Annotated in this window: 12 protein-coding genes; 8 read left to right on the top strand and 4 right to left on the bottom strand. The window is 42.3% G+C overall.

Annotated features, from left to right (window positions below; all coding sequences use genetic code 11):
• Nucleotides 1–119 precede the first annotated feature (119 nt).
• Together PQG45_RS10665 and PQG45_RS10660 are read left to right on the top strand one after the other, a co-directional pair.
• Nucleotides 120–1,268: a Gfo/Idh/MocA family protein gene (locus tag PQG45_RS10665; RefSeq protein ID WP_315577579.1), complete on the top strand. Its 1,149-nt coding sequence runs from the start codon at nt 120–122 to the stop codon at nt 1,266–1,268.
• A complete protein-coding gene (locus PQG45_RS10660) occupies nt 1,265–2,641 on the top strand; it encodes a Gfo/Idh/MocA family protein (protein ID WP_315577580.1) in 1,377 nt (458 codons plus the stop codon). The genes PQG45_RS10665 and PQG45_RS10660 overlap by 4 nt, the downstream gene beginning before the upstream one ends.
• On the opposite strand, the gene PQG45_RS10655 is transcribed toward PQG45_RS10660, so the two are convergent.
• Complete coding sequence (locus PQG45_RS10655; RefSeq protein ID WP_315577581.1) at nt 2,638–3,348, bottom strand: ABC transporter ATP-binding protein; 711 nt, start codon at nt 3,346–3,348, stop codon at nt 2,638–2,640. The two genes, PQG45_RS10660 and PQG45_RS10655, sit on opposite strands and share 4 nt — an antisense overlap.
• Before the next feature lie 128 nt (nt 3,349–3,476).
• Between PQG45_RS10655 and PQG45_RS10650 the strand changes: the two genes are divergently transcribed.
• Nucleotides 3,477–4,511 carry an acyltransferase family protein gene (locus PQG45_RS10650; RefSeq protein WP_315577582.1) on the top strand — a complete coding sequence of 345 codons (1,035 nt, stop codon included), beginning with the start codon at nt 3,477–3,479 and terminating at the stop codon, nt 4,509–4,511.
• A gap of 86 nt (nt 4,512–4,597) precedes the next feature.
• Here the strand turns inward: PQG45_RS10650 and PQG45_RS10645 are convergent, their stop codons facing one another.
• Complete coding sequence (locus PQG45_RS10645; protein WP_315577583.1) at nt 4,598–5,158, bottom strand: helix-turn-helix domain-containing protein; 561 nt, start codon at nt 5,156–5,158, stop codon at nt 4,598–4,600.
• Between the two features lie 846 nt (nt 5,159–6,004).
• On the opposite strand from PQG45_RS10645, the gene PQG45_RS10640 reads away from it, so the two are divergent.
• Genes PQG45_RS10640 through PQG45_RS10625 form a run of 4 tightly spaced genes read left to right on the top strand, consistent with a single transcriptional unit; the run spans nt 6,005 to nt 14,916 of the window.
• Nucleotides 6,005–6,703, top strand: a complete 699-nt coding sequence (locus PQG45_RS10640) for a hypothetical protein (protein WP_315577584.1) — start codon at nt 6,005–6,007, stop codon at nt 6,701–6,703.
• Nucleotides 6,704–6,707: 4 nt separating this feature from the next.
• A complete protein-coding gene (locus PQG45_RS10635) occupies nt 6,708–7,235 on the top strand; it encodes a T9SS type A sorting domain-containing protein (RefSeq protein ID WP_315577585.1) in 528 nt (175 codons plus the stop codon).
• A 9-nt stretch (nt 7,236–7,244) separates the two neighbouring features.
• Nucleotides 7,245–8,963 carry a hypothetical protein gene (locus tag PQG45_RS10630; RefSeq protein WP_315577586.1) on the top strand — a complete coding sequence of 573 codons (1,719 nt, stop codon included), beginning with the start codon at nt 7,245–7,247 and terminating at the stop codon, nt 8,961–8,963.
• Between the two features lie 10 nt (nt 8,964–8,973).
• Entirely contained in the window at nt 8,974–14,916 is a 5,943-nt protein-coding gene (locus PQG45_RS10625) for a LamG-like jellyroll fold domain-containing protein (protein ID WP_316070847.1), read from the top strand.
• Between the two features lie 216 nt (nt 14,917–15,132).
• On the opposite strand, the gene fusA is transcribed toward PQG45_RS10625, so the two are convergent.
• Nucleotides 15,133–17,226, bottom strand: a complete 2,094-nt coding sequence (gene fusA, locus PQG45_RS10620) for an elongation factor G (RefSeq protein ID WP_315577588.1) — start codon at nt 17,224–17,226, stop codon at nt 15,133–15,135.
• A 134-nt stretch (nt 17,227–17,360) separates the two neighbouring features.
• Here fusA and PQG45_RS10615 point away from each other — a divergent pair, with 134 nt between their 5' ends.
• A complete protein-coding gene (locus tag PQG45_RS10615) occupies nt 17,361–18,035 on the top strand; it encodes a ComF family protein (protein WP_315577589.1) in 675 nt (224 codons plus the stop codon).
• Nucleotides 18,036–18,042: 7 nt separating this feature from the next.
• Here PQG45_RS10615 and gldJ read toward each other — a convergent pair whose 3' ends face one another.
• The gene (gene gldJ / locus PQG45_RS10610; RefSeq protein WP_315577590.1) at nt 18,043–19,260 is read right to left on the bottom strand and encodes a gliding motility lipoprotein GldJ; all 1,218 of its coding nucleotides are present in this window, start codon (nt 19,258–19,260) and stop codon (nt 18,043–18,045) included.
• Nucleotides 19,261–19,270: the final 10 nt, after the last annotated feature.

Below are 19,270 nucleotides of genomic sequence, written 5' to 3'. Positions count from 1 at the left end.
GTTTGAGATTTTTTTATATAAAAGAAAGCTGTTCAGAAATGGACAGCTTTTTTTGTGTTTAATATTCAGTAGGCTCGCATTTTTTTTTACTTTTAGGGATAGATTAAACCTATTCATACATGAAATCGAATGCTTCGAACCGTCGGAAGTTCCTTCACGACGCGAGTCTATTAAGCGGATTGGCGTTTATGCCATCCGTAAAAGACGTTACCTCCTCCTTTGTTACAGCTGCTCCTGAAAAAGTTATTGCTCCGCGTTTGCGATTCGGAGTGGTGGGCATCAATCATGGGCACATTTATTCCATGGCGAATTCGATTATTCGTGGGGGTGGCGAATTTGTTTCCTATTACGCCAAAGAACCCGATTTGATTAAAGATTTTGCGAAGCGTTATCCGCAAGTGAAATTGGTTAAGAGTGAGGCCGAGGTTTTAGAAGACCCTTCGATTAAATTGGTTTTGAGTTCGATTACCCCGCATGAGCGTGCACCTTTGGGAATTCGTGTCATGCAACATGGGAAGGATTACATGGTGGATAAGCCTGGAATTATCAGTTTAGAGCAGTTGGCAGAGGTTCGGAAGGTCCAACAGGAAACCAAGCGTATATATTCAATTTCATTTAGTGAGCGTTTTGAGAATAAGGCGACGGAGTTGGCGAGCCAATTGGTCGCACAAGGAAAGATCGGAAAGGTTATGCAGACCTTGGGTACAGGCCCGCACCGCATGAGTGTGAATTCCCGTCCGGATTGGTTTTTCGATACGAAATATTATGGTGGGATTATCACGGATATTGCCTCCCATCAAGTAGATCAATTTTTGCATTTTACGGGATCGACGCAAGGCGAGGTTGTTGCTTCACAAATCGCGAATCATCACCATCCTCAGTATCCAAAATTTCAGGATTTTGGGGACTTGATGTTGCGTAGTAATAAAGGTTCTGGTTACATCCGGGTGGATTGGTTTACCCCGGATGGATTGAATACCTGGGGTGACGGCCGATTGACTATCTTGGGGACGGATGGCTATATCGAGGTTCGCAAGAATACGGATATTGCATCGCCACATGGAACAGGAAGTCATTTATATATCGTGAACAACAAAGAGACTTTGTATATTGATTGCAAGGATGTCTATTTGCCACATGGAGAATTGTTGGTAAATGACGTCTTAAATCGCACGGAAACGGCCATGACTCAGGCGCATTGTTTCTTATCAACCGAGTTAGCTTTAATTGCACAGAAAAACGCCACCAACATATCCATCAAAGCATGAAACGGAGAAAATTCATTAACAACTTAGCCCTTGGGGCGGTGGGGACCTTGGGATTCCCAACGATTGTTCCCGCGCATGTATTGGGAGGAAAGGATGCGCCGAGTAATAAGATTAATATAGGCCAAATCGGTTGTGGTCGGATTGCCCGCACGCATGATTTGCCGGGAACGTGGAAGTTTGATAAGGCGCGTATTATGTCGGTCTGTGATTTAGATCGGCATCGTACGGAAGAGACCAAGCAATTGGTGGAGGAATATTACACGAAAAAAACCGGGCAATCGAATTACATGGATGTCAAGATGTACGATGATTACCGTGAGATGTTATTAAATAAAGACATCGATGCTGTGATGATTAGTACGCCGGATTTCTGGCATGCGCAGCCTGCCATGGAAGCGGCTTTGGCAGGGAAAGATATTTATTTGCAAAAGCCGACTTCGTTGACGATTCACGAAGGCCGACAACTGGCTGAGGTCATCAAGAAAACAGGCCGAATTTTGCAGGTAGGGACACAACAGCGGTCTACTGCTCAGTTTCGCATCGCAGCGGAATTGGTTCGTAATGGTCGGATCGGGAAATTGCATACGGTGAAGGTGGGTTTACCGGGAGATCCTTCAGGACCAGCCGCTCCTGCGATGCCTATACCAAAAGGATTTAATTACGATATGTGGTTGGGCTCTACGCCCAATATGCCCTATACCGAGATTGCCGTGCATCCACAAAAAGGCTATGATCGCCCTGGTTGGTTGCGCTTAGAGCAATTCGGTGCGGGGATGATTACCGGTTGGGGCCAGCACCATTACGATTCTGCAGCCTGGGGTATGGATACGGAATACACAGGTCCTATTTCGGTAGAAGCGGTAGCTGAATTCCCAAAATCAGGTTTATGGAATGTCCATGGCGATTTCATGGCTAAGGCTGAATATGCGAATGGCATCACGATGTACACATCAGGCGGTTACCAAAATGGTATTCGATATGAAGGGTCTGAAGGGTGGATTTTTGTGTCACGTGGGGAATATGCAGCAACACCTAGTGATCCAACGGCTAAAGTGCGTTCGAAAGCATTGGATGCTTCAGATCCAAAGATTTTGGAATCTGTAATCGGCGAGAATGAACTGCATTTGTATCACTCAGATGACCAACATGGCAATTGGTTGGATTGCATTGAATCGCGGAAGGAACCTATTTCACCGATAGAAATCGGTCATCGGGCTTGTACGGTGTGTTTAATTACGCATATCGCCATGAAAGTTCCCGGCAAATTGCAGTGGGATCCTAGCAAAGAGCATTTCGTGAATAATTCCGAGGCCAATAGTTGGTTACGCCGTTCGCAACGTGCACCTTATGGAACAGACCGCGTGAAGGCTTAGATTTTTTGAACCTTGCGTACGTTTTGGTTAATCGTATCAGATTCAACGATACCATCCCGCAAACGAATGATTCGGTGGGCATATTGGGCAATATCGTCTTCGTGGGTAACCATGACGATGGTATTGCCTTTTTTATGCAATTGATCGAATAGGTCCATGATCTCATAGGAAGTTTTCGTATCCAAATTACCCGTGGGCTCATCGGCCAATAAGATCGAAGGATCATTCACCAAGGCACGCGCTACGGCAACACGTTGTCTTTGGCCTCCTGAGAGCTCGTTGGGTTTATGAAGTGCCCGATTGTCTAGTCCAACCCCTTTAAGCGTTTCCATGGCAATTCTAGTACGTTCTGACTTAGAATAACCTGCATAGATTAAAGGAAGTGCGACGTTTTCTAAGGCCGATTGTCGAGGAAGTAGGTTGAATGTTTGAAAAACGAAACCAATTTCTTTGTTTCGTACGGCGGCTAATTCATTTTCCGACATGGTTGATACATCCTGACCGTTTAAGATATAAGATCCGGTGCTGGGTGTATCCAGGCACCCAACGATGTTCATGAGGGTTGATTTTCCTGATCCGGAAGGGCCCATGAAAGCAACATATTCACCTTTATTTACGGAGATTGTGACGTCTTTGAGTGCGTCGATAATCTCTTCTCCCATCACGTAGCGCTTGGAAATATGGTTGGTCTCAATAATTTTTGTCATGGTATCAGAAAAATTCGAATCAAAAATACATGCTTCCGTTGATAATCTGGGAACTTTTCGACGAAAGATATTTTGCGGGGATGAAGCGGTTATAGGAAGGATAAGAGGTTTTACTTAGTTTTGTTGCTATGAAATACATCCCTGCGCTAGACGGCGTACGTGCTTTGGCGATTTTGTTGGTATTGGTATACCATTGGTTTCCGGAAGGACAGTGGATTAATGTGATGCCCAATGGTCCGATCGGGGTGACATTATTTTTTGTGTTGAGTGGGTATTTGATATCCAATATCTTGATGGAGCAACAGACCTTAGGGACTTTTGTTCGTTCATTTAAGAATTTTGTGGTGCGTCGGGCTTTGCGCATTTTCCCAATCTATTTTCTGGTATTGTTGGGACTGTTGGTTTTACAGCGTTTTTCTGTCGTGGTTAATACTGATTTTTATGCGCATCCAGGTTATTATTGGTCGTATTTAGTGAATTATTGGATTGAGCTACATGGGAATTGGGCAGATGCGCTATCGCCCTATTGGTCGCTTTCGGTCGAGGAGCAGTTTTATGTATTGTGGCCGCTTTGCATGTTGCTGTTGGCGACACGTTTTCGTGCTTATTTTTTATGGTTTACAGTCATCTTCGGAGTCGTTTTTCGGTATTTTTCAATCCATGTAAACGGCGGTCAAGGAGTCAGCATGTTTGCCTGTGTGGATACCTTTGCCTGGGGAGCTTTGTTGGCCCATTACATGCGGGCAGGTCATGAGGTAGTTGTAGGAGTATGGATTAAGCGAATGATCGTTCCGGTAGGCTTTTGCTTTTTGATGTTAAGTTTGAAACATTCGGATGCTGATCTTGTGAGGCAGTTATTCTTTAGAACATTTACATCGATGGTGTCTGTAGCGTTGTTGTTTTATGCCATGCAGCCCGGGCTCTGGTCGCGCGTTTTATCTGTGCGGCCGTTACGTTTGATAGGTCAAATGTCCTATGGGCTATATTTGTATCACATGGTGGTGCCGGATTTGTTTTTTCAACTAGCTGGTCGCATGGGGATAACGATTCCTGAGCTACCTTATCATATTGTATCTGTGGGGGTACTCGGTTTATCAGCTTATTTGTCGTATCGTTTGATCGAATTGCCGATTCAGGCCTTTAAGCGCTATTTTGTCGCCTAAAATTATCAGTTTTTTGGGACGTTTTGCAATGGGCTTTATGTAGCTTTGAGCGGTAACGCTGCCGGGGTCGCAGACCCCGGCAGCGTTTAATCCAAGTTTTTATTGCTAATCCATTCAAGTGGAGTCATCCCTTTCTCATCTTTAAATGCGAGGTAAAAAGTTGATTTATTTTTGAATCCTGATTGCATAGCAATTCCTTCAATGGAAAGAGATTGATGTGCATTTTGGCTAATTAACTCAATTGCATGATTGATCCTGAGTTGGTTTCTAAGTTTAGGGAATGGAGTCTTGATTATCTTATTAAAATAGTAAGTAACGCGCGCTTGTGGAATGTCGAGCGATTTGGATATTTCATGAATTGAAAGGCCAGGATTTAAATATTTTTTTTCATTTTTAAGGTAATTCATTATTCGGGCCAAATCCTCCTCCTCATCATTTGTTATGAAATCAGTCTTTTTAACCTCCGAAATTGAATGGTTTAAATATTTTTCTAAAAACAAATCCCATTTGTTCTGTTGGTTGGCATTTATTTGATTGGCATATAGCCAGTTTGGAAAAAATAGGATTATGATTGGGGTTAGTACTGTAAATATCGATACATAGCGAAGCGGTGGAAAGTTATTCATCTTCAGATTCGTATTCAACATGAAATTTGTATTTGAGAATACAAACATATAAACCAAAATTGCTGGTAAATACGTCATGATTGTCATTCCCGTTAGTACCCCTAGAAAGTTATTGATTCGCTTCTTGATAATTTTATTTGCAGTTTTTCTTGCCTTGATCAGCAAGTACACGCAATAATAAAAATAGGCTGAATTGAAGATTAACATCGCGTTATGGAAGAATCGTACGGGTATTCGACTATTTGCACTCTTTAGGAACTCGCTGTTATAATTTACCGTATCCGACGTGGAGAAAAATTGGATTTTATCAGCAATGGGAATTTCAAAATAGGGTTCCAAGGATATAAAAGCTAAAATTGTAGGTATTATCGCAATCCATATCCATCGATTGATATAAAAGTGTCCATGTATGACACTCAGACTATAATAATATAAGGCGGGGCCAAGTAAAAGTGTAAATGGAATATTGTGGATAAATAAATAAGCCAAAAGTTTTGGTTCAGTTCCACTTTCGAACAGTAAATAAATCAGAGATCTTTGGTTGATTGCTAAGAATACGTACACAAAAAGTACGATCGGTTTATTATGTTTCCAGTGATACAAAATCAGCATGGAACAAATGACAATGGTCAAAATGAAGGCAGTATTAATCATAAATTTTTAGAACAACAATTGGAGCTTCTAAGCTGAGCTTAGGATTTGATCAAATGTAGTATGAAAAATTTATTATTAAACCCTTCGTTGTCATGCTTGACGTCTAAATAATATTTTTTTAAACCATTTATTCCCTCGCAGCAACCCATTGTTGGTCCTATTTTTTTTGTTTTGCTACTGGAAACCCTAGCACAAAACCGTTTCCATCTCACTATGAATAACAAATCACTACTGATAGGCTTAATCTTGTTTATCGCGGTTCAATTTAATGGATTCACCCAACAGGTAAAACTGAGTCAAGGTATTGCCATTACTCAATTTGATTACTCAAACAACGAAGGCCAGTCTATTGGAGGTTTGAAATCTGGTTCTGGATTGTCGTTTCAAGTAGCTTACCATAAAGCAAACTTAGTCGATTCAACTAAATACTTAATCAATCAAAAACCTGTTGATATTTATTTGGCTCAGCACCGAAGATTAGCACAGTTATTAAGTTGGTTAAACTATGATGTTGGGATTTCCTTTATTCAAATGAATGCTGTGGGGGATATTCAACAAAATGCATTTTCTTATCAGACAGATTTTTTGGGCTTGCAGACTAAATTGGGTGTAAGTATTCCTTTGCCGCTAAAAACTTCTATTAATTTTCAGGGTATAGCAAGTGTTCATAAGATCGTGCATGGGAATCAATTTTTAATGAATCGGTACATCGATTTAACTCTTGATCCTCAATTTTCAGGACTTAAAATGATGCTTGGATTCGGAGTAGATGTTGAAAAAAGATTTTCTGAGAAATTGGCCGGTTTTGCCAGTTATCAGTACCAGCAAACTTTTTTACCTACATCAGCTGGAGAATCCACATTGAATTTTAAACCAACCACCGGTTCGGTTGGAATCCGTTTTTTGATCTAATCACATGCGTTTCATCTATCAATTAAGTTTTCTCATTCTACCTTTCTGGTGCTCAGGGCAATACATACAATCAGCCACACTATCGGCAGGTGGAAGTATGGGAGGCGGTCACGGCAACTACTATCTTTCCCATGTGGTAAGTCAATCGAGTATCGTAGTTGGGACTGCTCGAAGTGGAAATGTGGTTGTCCGACAGGGGTTTAAGCAACCTTTTATTAGTAAAAATAATGTAGCGTTTAAAACAGCCGCGATGGTTGTTTCAGAACCTTTAGTACCAATCCAAGTCGATGTTTTCCCTAATCCTTTTGTAGATCATGTTCTTCTCCGTTTTTCAGAAGCTACTCGTACTCCAACACGCTTAACACTATACGACGCATCTGCTAGTGTGATTTGGGAGCGTCTGTACCCAGAAAATATGACTGAGATTTCTTTGGATGGTTTTTCAGAAATACGTGCGGGTAAATATTTGCTACTAATATTCCAACATGGGAACCCCGTTACAAGAACAATTATCAAAGATGTACAGCCCTAGTTAAATCCTATGAACAAACTTTTCTATTCATTACTCATTTTGCTTGGTTCATTTAGTTTGATTAAAGCTCAAATTCCCAAAAAGTCTTTGAACTATCAAGCTGTCATTATTGATCCTAAAGTGATTGATATTCCAGGTTCAAGTATTTCGGGGCAAGCCTTATCAAAAGGGAATGTTTGTATCAGGTTTTCTATTTTAGGGTCTAATGGACAGTTAGAGTATGAGGAATATCAAAAAACTATCACGGATGATTATGGTTTAGTAAATCTATCCATTGGGGCTGGACAGACAAATTTGGCGGCGCAAAGTATTTCAGCAACTCCTCAATACAGCTCGTTTGAAAGTATTGTATGGAATGCAAACTTAAAGAGTTTACAAGTAAGCGTTAGTTACGACGGCTGTCAAAGCTTCAAGCAAGTTAGTGCCCAATCCTTGACTTATACGCCCTACGCGCTTTATGCTGATGCTGTAGAATACAAAAATGTATTAAATGCACCAACGAAGCTCTCTCAATTTTCCAATGATGCGGGGTTTTTGGTTCCGAATGATTTGAATCCCATCAAGGTAGATTTGGCCATAATGAATCAAACAATTGTACAAACAAAGCAACAAACAGATTCAACTTTCCGCGTCGTTAATCAAAGCATCAGTTCGACGGAGAATATGATAACAGAACATACGCAGTCTATCACTGATATCAATACATTGCTAGAGGATCATCAATTACAGATCTATGACAATAAAAATCAAATAAATTCTGCTGTTAATAATTTAGGCGGGATACAATCTCAACTTAATCAGACTGTATCAACCGTCAATAACCTTTCAGGATCTTATGAAGTGCTGGATAATAAATCATCATCGCCTGAATTAGGTGGCGCGAATCCTTCTGATATTTTATATCCTACGCAAAAGGCAACCAAAACCTATGTAGATAATACAATTTATGAAGCTGTGGGCACAGGAGTTCCCAATGCAACAACACTAACAGCGGGTAAGGTTAAATTGGCTGGAGATTTAAGTGGAACAGCCCAATTACCCACTGTTCCCGCTTTGTCATTAAAAGAAAATGCAGCCAATAAATCGACTAATATTCAATCTGATGGCGCTTCTGATAGCAAGTACCCCTCTGTAAAAGCTGTTAAGGATTATGTAGATCAGGCAACCCTAGGTGTTGCATTGGCCACAACAGTTTCTGGTAAGGCTGATATTGCTTCGCCAACTTTTACAGGGACGCCGAGCGCACCCACGGCGAGTGCAGGTACGAACACAACTCAAATTGCCACAACAGCATATGTTCAAGGAGCAATTGCATCAGCAACCGTAAATGACGCAACTGCTAATTCAAAAGGAATTATTCAATTAGCAGGTGATTTGGCGGGCTCAGCTTCAAGCCCATCTGTTAGCAAAATTCAAGGAATTACTGTGAGTGGTATCGTTCCATCAAACGGACAAGTTCTTACTTATAATGGTTCAATTTGGGTTCCAACGAACCCATTGGTCTTTCGATCAGCGCGCCAACAAGTTCGGGCCTCGGCGGGTCAAACATCATTTACTTTGTCTCAAAATCCAAGTGCCGATTGTCAGGTCTATATGTACATCAATGGAATTCGAACCAATAATGAGGCTTACAGTTGGAGCGGAGCCACATTAACCTATGTTCCTGCTAGCAATAACGCTTATGTATTGACACTTAACGATCGGGTGCAATTTGACTTCATTTATTAATCTGAGTAACATGAAATTTACGTACTTCAGATTTATTCTCATTTGTCTATTGTTCCTAACGCAGCTTGGTACTTTTGCTCAGAATACCTTGGATAAAGTCGGGCTAACGAGTTCTACGCCAGCCCGTTATGCTTATTCACTTCGGCGCTTGAGTACGAGCTACGTGGGTCCTTTAGTTCGGATTACGGATGGGGTTAATTATTATGATGTTTATCCGGATGCTAACACCTCAATTTTATCTCTAAATTCGAAAATTTCTTCCCCAATAGCCTACAGCGCTGCGATAACGGGAGCGAGTTCTAACGCACTATCTTCTATCATCACTGACGGGGCAACAAATTTGAATGTTGCTACTTGGTACGATCAAAGTGGATATGCTATTCATGTGACTACGGCATCGACAAATGGTCCTCGTTTGGTTGTTGCAGGGAAATTGAAATATTTAAACGGAGTTCCATCTCTTTATTTCGCGGGTACAACGGGTAATTCGGAGGGTTTCCGTTCTACAGCTACCGTTAATTTAACCGCCTTAACTTCAGGTACATACAGTACAGTCATACAAAATATAGCCAGTAATGGCACGAGTGGGATTTCTGGAATTATCAATGCCGGAGACGGTGGTGCATGGGGAATGGGTTATGGCTCAGCGTCACCCTTCTTTGGATATTACGTTGATGGTGCGGGTTGTATCAATGCTATAACCGGAGAGGCGAGTACAGATCCAAAATTGCTAACCACCTTTATCAACAATAATGTAAGTTCTCACATTTATGATTTTGGTTCGTTAAAGGCAAGTAAGGCAACATTTTGTACCTTTACAAGTACAAGTACGGATCAAATCAATATCGGAACTCGATCCGGAGGTACACGAAAATTTGATGGTAATATTGCTGAGATTATCTTTTTCCCAAAAAGTATCAGTGCAACCGAGCAGTCTACACTCGAAGCCAATCAAAAAAACATATACTTTGAGCCCTCTGTTAGTATAGCGTCTTCCAAAAGCAATAATACCCTCTGTGCGGGAGAATCTGTTACATTTACGGCAACACCTTATAATGCGACAAATCCTACTTATCAATGGAAGAAAAATGGCGCTTCTATTTCAGGCGAAACGGCAGCAACTTACACGACCACAAGTATCGCGGATAATGATGTGATTACTGTTGAGATGTACCAAAATTCGGCAAGTTTGACATCCACGATTGTTAGTGATAATACTTTGCTTCTAAAGTTAGATGCGACCGACCCTTTAAGTTATCCCGGTACCGGAACCACATGGGCCGATTTAAGTGGGATGAATAATCATGCAACCCTTAATAGTCACCAAAGTTATGATGGGGGAGGAAGTATTCAATTTGACGGGACAAATAACCCGGTTGTCATGCCGCTGGTAACAAATTCGATTAACAATGTAAGCATGCAATGTTGGGTCTATTTAGATGCCTCAACGGTAGGTCCCTTCATGAAGAACGGAAGCAATGGAGGCTATTCATTTGGTACAGGTGCAGGAGGAAATGGATTTGGACTTGGGAATAAGGCGACTATGCTTCTCAATGCTGTTGCATGGCAGCCATTAGGTGTTGTTATGGGTTATGGTTGGAAATTAGTCACCATGACAATTTCAGGAACAACAGAATCTATGTATGTGAATGATATTTTCGTAGGTTCTAGAACTGGAACTCCAGCTGTTCCTGCTAACGGGACCTATTTAGGGACGACGGTCAACGATAACTCAGGGGCCAACTACTTCAACAGCAAAATGGCCGCGGCCTTTATTTATGGGAAAGCATTAACTACTTCAGAAATTGCCCAAAACTATCGAGCTGGTAGGTTTAAACTCAGCCCCTTGACAGCCTTATCGAATAGCTTAACGATGCGCGCAAACGGAGCGGCAACAGCAACGCTGAGTTCTGCTACGGGTACAGATGCACAAACGGCCTGCATAAATACATCTATTACCTCGATTACCTATAATACCTCGGGGGCGTCAGGAGTAAGTTTCGGTGGTTTACCTGCAGGAGTTACGGGTTCTTATGCCAATAATGTTGTGACAATCAGTGGATCACCAAGTGTTTCTGGTAACTTCACCTACTCGGTTAATTTAACTTCGAGTTGTGGCAATGTTACCGTCCTGTCGGGTTTGCTAACGATTAAATCCACAAATACACTTAACCTTTTGTCGACTGCCAGTACATCGAATCAAACGGTATGTAATGGGCTTACATTAGTTCCGATTTCTTATGTGAGTACAGGAGTAACAGGTGCAAGTTTTTCTGGTCTTCCTTCGGGTGTGGCCGGGGTTTGGGCAAATGATACGCTGACGATTTCAGGCTCACCGAGTGAATCTGGGACATTTAACTATACGGTAACATTGACTGGTGGATGTGGAACGATAAGTTCATCTGGAACAATCGTATCCTCGGCAAATAATGCTGCAACGCTAAGTTCGGCACTAGGTTCAAATGCCCAGTCGGTGTGTGTGAATTCAGCTATTTCACCTATTAGCTATTCAACGATGGGTGCTACGGGAGCTACTTTTAGTGGATTACCTGCCGGGGTAATTGGTAGTTGGAATACGAATTCGATTGTTATCTCAGGTACGCCAACGCTTGCTGGGAGTTATTCTTATACGGTTACGCTGACTGGTGGTTGCGGAAGTGTTAGCTTAAGCGGTACAATACAAGTGCTTCAGAATTCAATAAGTTTAAGCTCTTCAAATGGGACAGACGCGCAAAGTATTTGTAATAAATCGCAAATTACAGCGATTACGTATGCTACGGTAGGAGCTACTGGCGCTTCTTTTACCGGATTACCTCCGGGTGTGACAGGAACTTGGGTTGGAAATGTTGTGACAATTAGTGGAACGCCGACTGCGACAGGAGCCTATTCCTATACGGTAACGTTAACAGGGGGTTGCGGAGTAGTTAGTATTTCGGGATCAATTACCGTGGTAAGTTCGGCCGTATCCATTGTATCAGATGTAAGTTCAAGCCCGATCTGTTATGGGACACCTGTTACATTTACGGCATCAGTAACAAATCCAGGAACTAATGGTACGTATCAATGGTATAAAAATGGATTATCTATCTCGGGTGAAACCAATAGTACATTTACAACGAATACGCTTAACCATAGTGACGCTGTTTATGTGAGTTACGCTTCTACCTGCACAAGTGGCGAGGGTGTTAATACGAATGGATTGCTTCAGTACTTAGAAGCCTCTAATCCGATTAGCTACGCAGGATCAGGAACGACATGGTATGATTTAAGTGGGAATAATAATCATGGCACCTTGAATTCAGCCGTATTTACGAATTTGGGAGGAGTGAAATATTTCTCATTAGCAAGCACGTACATCAGTGCGCCATTACCCAAGACAACGTCAATGACCTTTTCAACCTGGGCCAAAACAAGTAATCCGCAGGCTGTGATGTTATTTAATGCAGGGAATGCAGGCTCGGGTCCTGATGTGTTTTTTTACAATGGTAGAATTTTTTGGAATATTTGGAACTCTGAGGCATCTCCTTTTGGGACTGTATCTACATCAATAATTGACGCGGAGTTTCACCAATATACAATTGTCGTAGATGCTGTGACAAATGATGCTAAATTGTATTTTGACGGTGTCTTTAAGGGAGCAGCAACCTATTGGTCGCCTACGCGTTCAAGCCCTACAGCCTTATACATTGGCGGTGCTGGTCCGGGAGATAATTGGAATTGGCAAGGAGGAATTCGGAATTTTCAATCGTATAACCGAGCGTTAAGCGCGGAGGAAGTACGGGCAAACTATGCGGCGACGGGAGGAAATGGTGCTACAAATTCGAATACGATATCAACCTCTGTATCAAAAATTACCTTGAAATCAGCTGCTGGAACGAATGCTCAAACAAAATGTATCTCGACGGTACTTACGAATATTGTATATGAAGCAACGGGTGCAAGTGGCGCGAATGTTTCAGGGTTACCTACGGGTGTGAATTGGTCATGGTCGAATGGAACAATTACGATTTCGGGAACCCCATCGGTTGCAGGGACTTACACTTACACCATCAGTTTGACTGGAGGCTGCAGCGGAGATGTTAGTGCGACAGGAACACTTATCGTCAATCCGAAGAACACAATTGCCTTAACTTCTGCTGTTGGAACAAATGCACAATCAACTTGTTTGAATTCGGCGATTACAAACATTTCCTACGCGAGTACATCTGCTACGGGAGCAAGTTTTAGTGGATTGCCTAATGGGGTAACGGGTAGTTGGGCTAATCAAGTTGTGACCATCTCGGGTGTACCCACTGTTTCGGGCACCTTTAATTATACAGTCACCTTGACAGGCGGCTGCGGACCAGTGTCGGCGACAGGGTCAATTGTGGTTCGGCCCCAAAATACGCTTGTATTAAGTTCTGGTGCAGGAACTAATGCCCAAACCATCTGTATAAATTCTGCCCTTACGACTATTACTTATACAACAACAGGTGCTACTTCGGCCACTTTTACGGGTCTTCCAGCAGGCATAAGTGGTGTTTGGTCCAATAATGTAGTGACTATTTCGGGAACGGCTTCGTTGTCAGGAAGTTATACCTACACGGTCAGTTTAGATGGAGGTTGTGGTACAACAAGTTTAAGTGGTACCATTTTGGTCAAAGCGACGAATGTCATCGCCTTGAGTTCCGCGCTCAATTCTGATGCGCAGCGTATTTGTAAGAATGCAAATATTGTGTCCATTTCCTACACGACTAGCGGTGCGACGGGAGTTACATTTGTGGGTTTACCAGCTGGAATCACGGGTACTTATGCATCGAATGTTGCGACAATAAGTGGCGCGGCATCTGTTTTTGGGACTTATCCTTATACGGTTACAGCAACGGGAGGCTGTGGGGTTGTCGAAGCTGTTGGTAGTATTACGGTGATTGAATTGCCAACGGTCAACGTTGCGGTTTCTGGAAATAATTGTGCTCAAAAGTCGACGATGACGGCAACAGATGGTTTTGTCTCCTATGCATGGTATAAGGATAATGTGGTGATAGGAGGGGCGACATTACGATCATATGCACCAGCTATTAAAGGAACTTTTAAGGTAATTGTATCTGATGGAACATGCTCAAATACATCAGCATCAGTTGTTTTTTATGATTGTGGTATGACCGCTGAAGGCAATATAGTACCTACAACCTCTACGTTGCTTGTGAATAATGCCGGAGGCACCAATAATGGTACAGGTATAACGGACGAGGGGAAAGTTTTGAATATCACGGCAACAACTACCATAGATGTTATTGAAACGGCAGCGAGTGGGGCAACTTTGGTCTTAAATTTGGATGCTCGGAATGTGAATTCCTTGGCTCGGACAACTACACCAGGGACTTGGTATGATTTGTCTGGGAACCAAAATGATGCCACGATTTATGGTACGGTGGCCTACGGATCTGGTAATGGTGGAGCATTAAATTTTCCTGGAGGGAATGCAAATTATGTTCAGGCAAAGAGCGGGGTTTATTTTAATGGAGGTTCATTTACTATTCAAAGTTGGGTTTACCCCATGCAACTTTATAATTGGAATCGGATTATTGATTTTGGAAATGGCGCAGGATCAAATAATATTTTGTTGTCGAATACGTATGGAACAAGCGGAAATCCTGGCTTATATGTTGAGGGTGCGCAGTTTCAATCATCTAAAAACTTGACGCTGAATGCTTGGCACCATGTTTGTGCAACATTTGATACCAATACACGGATAGCAACCATTTATGTCGATGGTCTTGCTGCAGGTTCCGCAACGGTACCTCGTCCTGTAAATGTTGTGCGTAATAACTGCTATATCGGTCGTTCTAACTGGGGTTTCGGTGATCCCAACTTTGCTGGAGGAATGGGGGCTTTGCAGATATACAACGGATTCTTGTCGGCGGCTGAAATCTTAAGTAATTACAATACAACTAAAGGTCTTTACGGTTTATAAATTAGTTGGAGTAATTTGGTGTAAATTCGGCTCAAATTGGCTGTAATTGGCTTAAAATTATCAGTTTTAGCTAAGTTTACTTGCATTACTTTACGTAGCTTTGAGCGGTAACGCTGCCGGGGTCTGCGACCCCGGCAGCGTTTACCCACCACGCTTTCCAAGGCCAAAAAAAAGCCCGAACTGTGAAGTTCGGGCTTTTACTATACTCAAAGAATCTTACAATCCTTTTGCTTTCTTAACTACTTCGTCAGCAATGTTTTGCGGAACGAATTCGTAATGAGAGAACGTTAACGATGCTGTTGCACGTCCTGAAGACATCGTACGTAAATCTGTTACGTAACCGAATAATTCAGAAAGAGGCACATCAGCCTTCAAGATAACAGCTCCTTGACGAGAATCCATACCTTTCATGATACCACGACGACGGTTTAAGTCACCTGTGATCGGTCCAGTATATTCGTCTGGAGTAACTACGTCAACAGCCATGATAGGCTCCATCAACTTAGCACCTGCTTGTTTCGCTGATTCTTTGTAACCCATACGAGCTGCTAATTCAAATGATAATGAATCTGAATCGACATCATGGTATGAACCGTGGAATAAACGAACTTTCATTGAATCCATTGGGTATCCAGCCAAAGCACCTGTTTTCATGGCTTCTTCGAATCCTTTTTGAACCGCCGGGATAAATTCACGAGGAATCACACCACCCACGATATTGTTAACGAATTCTAAACCTGGTTTGTCATCTTCTCTTGGTCCGATTTCAAATACGATATCAGCAAACTTACCACGACCACCTGATTGTTTCTTGTAAACCTCACGGTGTTCAGTTGTCTTAGTCAAAGACTCTTTGTATGCTACTTGTGGAGCACCTTGGTTAACTTCAACTTTGAACTCACGACGCATACGGTCGATGATGATCTCTAAGTGAAGCTCACCCATACCTTTGATGATCGTTTGACCAGTCTCTTCGTTTGATTCAACTTGTAAGGTAGGATCTTCTTCGATCAACTTCGTGATTGCTTTCGAGAAGTTATCCGCATCAGCCGTTTTCTTAGGCTCGATTGCATATCCGATAACTGGCTCTGGGAAGTCCATCGCTTCTAAGATGATGGGGTGTTTCTCATCAGAAAGGGTATCACCCGTTTTGATGTCTTTGAAACCTACTACCGCACCGATATCACCTGCACCTAAACGCTCGATTGAGTTTTGCTTGTTTGCGTGCATTTGGAAGATACGAGAGATACGCTCCTTATTTCCTGAACGGTTGTTCAATACATAAGAACCTGAATCCAATCCACCTGAATAAGCACGGATGAAACATAAACGACCTACGTAAGGATCCGTTGCAATTTTAAATGCCAAAGCCGCGAATGGCTCTGACTCACTTGGCTTACGCAAGATCTCAGCACCTGTATCAGGGTGAGTTCCTTTTACGCCTTCTTTGTCCATCGGAGATGGTAAGATAGCCATTACATAATCCAACATCGTTTGAACACCTTTGTTTTTGAAAGATGAACCACAAAGCATTGGAACGATTTTCATAGAGATCGTAGCTGCACGTAAAGCCGCTAAGATTTCATCTTCTGAGATAGACGCTGGATCTTCGAAGTATTTCTCCATCAAAGACTCATCGAATTCAGCTACTGCTTCTAATAATTTCTCACGGTATTCAGTCGCCTCTTCCAACATATCATCTGGGATAGGTACCTCAGTGAATGTCATTCCTTTATCTGCCTCATTCCATTTGATACCACGGAAGTTAACCAAGTCAACTACCCCTTCGAATCCTTCTTCAGCTCCGATAGGCAATTGCAAAGGCACTGCGTAGCTACCTAACATTTCTTTCACTTGCTTACACACGTTTAAGAAATCAGCACCTGAACGGTCCATTTTGTTAACGAAACCAATACGTGCTACATTGTAGTTATCAGCTAAGCGCCAGTTCGTTTCCGATTGTGGCTCTACACCGTCAACGGCAGAGAATAAAAATACTAGACCATCTAATACACGTAATGAACGGTTTACCTCTACTGTAAAGTCAACGTGACCTGGAGTATCAATAATGTTGATGTGGTAATCTTGATCGCGGTATTTCCAACCTACTGTTGTCGCCGCAGAAGTAATCGTGATACCACGTTCCTGCTCTTGCTCCATCCAGTCCATTGTTGCCGCACCATCGTGTACCTCACCAATTTTGTGGGAAACCCCTGCATAATACAGGATACGTTCCGTGGTTGTGGTTTTACCCGCATCAATGTGCGCAGCAATACCGATGTTTCTAGTGAATTTTAAATCGCGTGCCATTTTAAAAGGTTAATTATGAAATGATTTTTTAATCCGTTTGTTAATAATCAAATACTTGGACAATGATTTGTCTAGGTACTCGTTTAGGGGTGCAAAATTACTGAAACTTAATTAAATACAAAAATATTTCTCAGATGTTTAATGCCTTTTTACAATTGCTTTATCCAAAGCTCTGTTTCGCTTGCGAAGACCCCCTTTTTGAGTCAGAAGAATTTATCTGTACCTATTGCCGAATCTCCTTAGCTCGAGTCGATTACACACAAAATTCCCCTTGGTGGCTGCGCGCGAAGTTTGATGGACTGTTCGTCTATCAGGAGGTTCAAACCTTTTTTATTTTCGCATCTGGAGGGCGCGTGCAGTACCTCATGCACGCGATTAAGTACAAAGGGGCAGAAGATTTAGGCGAATATTTGGGACTTTGGGCAGGGCAATCATTGAAAAAGTTCCATTTTTTTCATGAGGTCGATTGCATCATTCCCATTCCCTTGCACCCGAAAAGGCTACAAGAGCGCTCATATAATCAAGCCGAATGCATTGGAAATGGCCTAGCCAAAGGATTGCAAATTCCCATCCTCCCGAAGGCCCTACAGAAATTTAGCCAAACGAACTCACTCATCGGTCAGGACCGTTCACATCGTTTTGAAATCCTAAAAGATTCATTTGAAGTCTTGGCTGATGTCAGAGGTAGACATGTCCTAATCGTAGATGATACGTTAACGACAGGGGCAACCTTATTAGCCGCAGCAGAAAAAATAAAGGCTGCTGGTGCCAAGGAGGTTTCCTTTTTCACACTAGCAGCCTTGAAATAAGCTTTTATTATTTGTTTGTTCCTGCTGAAATCATCGCACAACGGAATCCAATCGTTGCCGTTGCTGAATCTTCATCTAAGAAACGACGTGAACCTGGCGCTAACCAATATGCCACATCTGCCCATGATCCTCCTTTGTACACACGCACTTTGTTCGTAATCAAGGATTGATTGTTCTTGCTGTCATAACGTGACTCCTTATCTTCCTTATCATTACGACGAACCGGGTTCAAATCGTTGAAGTCTTGGAAAGATAATGGACGATACAAATCTTGTACCCACTCATTCACGTTACCTGCCATTTGGTATAAACCAAAATCGTTTGGTGCGTATTTGTAAATTTCTGCTGTAATAATGGCTCCATCATTCGACTTACCTGCAATACCGGCATAATCCCCACGTCCACGTTTGAAGTTGGCAAGCATCGTTCCCCGACCTTTACCCGATGACTCACGCAAGGATGGACCATCCCATGGATAAATACGTTGGTTTACCTGATTCTCATCTTGTTGCTGCGTACCAATCATCGCCTTCGCCGCATATTCCCACTCCGCTTCTGTCGGAAGACGATAAGATGGTAACACACGCCCTGATTCGATTGTCAAACGCGCATTCGCATTGGTTCTTGGTGCCGCTGCCGTTGTTGCTGCGCCAGCCGCTGATTTCTTCGGTAATTTCATTTTTGAAGCGGGTGCTGCGGCTAAATTATTGTTAACAGCTGCCGTTCTCCAAATACAATAATCTGTCGCCTGTTTCCATGAAACTCCCACAACAGGGTACATGCGGAAACCAGGGAAACGTAAATATTGCTCTACATAAGGGTCATTAAAGGCCAAATCATTGCGCCAAACCGTTGTGTCAGGCAACGCTGATTCGTAAAAATCTTGTGTCGAATCCTTTTTAACGGCACTTAAATATTCTAAATAATGCACGTTGGCAATTTCCGTTTCATCCATATAAAAGGATTGAACAGACACTGTACGTTCGATATTGTCATGTAATCCTAACACATCCTCTTCCAAAGAACCCATCGTAAAACGACCGCCTTCAATGAAAACTAAGTTAGGACCGGTTAACTGTCCGGTGAATTTTTTGTCTACCTGAAAACCGTTTTTGGTATTGTAGGCTAATCCGGTTGTTGTTGAAACATTACCGATATTGACACTGTTAGGCTTCGATCCACTCGCAAGTCCACCTTTCAAGCCACCTGGGCAGGAAGTCAACATGAATAAGCTA

This window comes from Aquirufa regiilacus (genome assembly GCF_032470275.1).
Classification (GTDB): domain Bacteria; phylum Bacteroidota; class Bacteroidia; order Cytophagales; family Spirosomataceae; genus Aquirufa; species Aquirufa regiilacus.
This window is presented reverse-complemented; position numbering and strand designations above follow the sequence as displayed.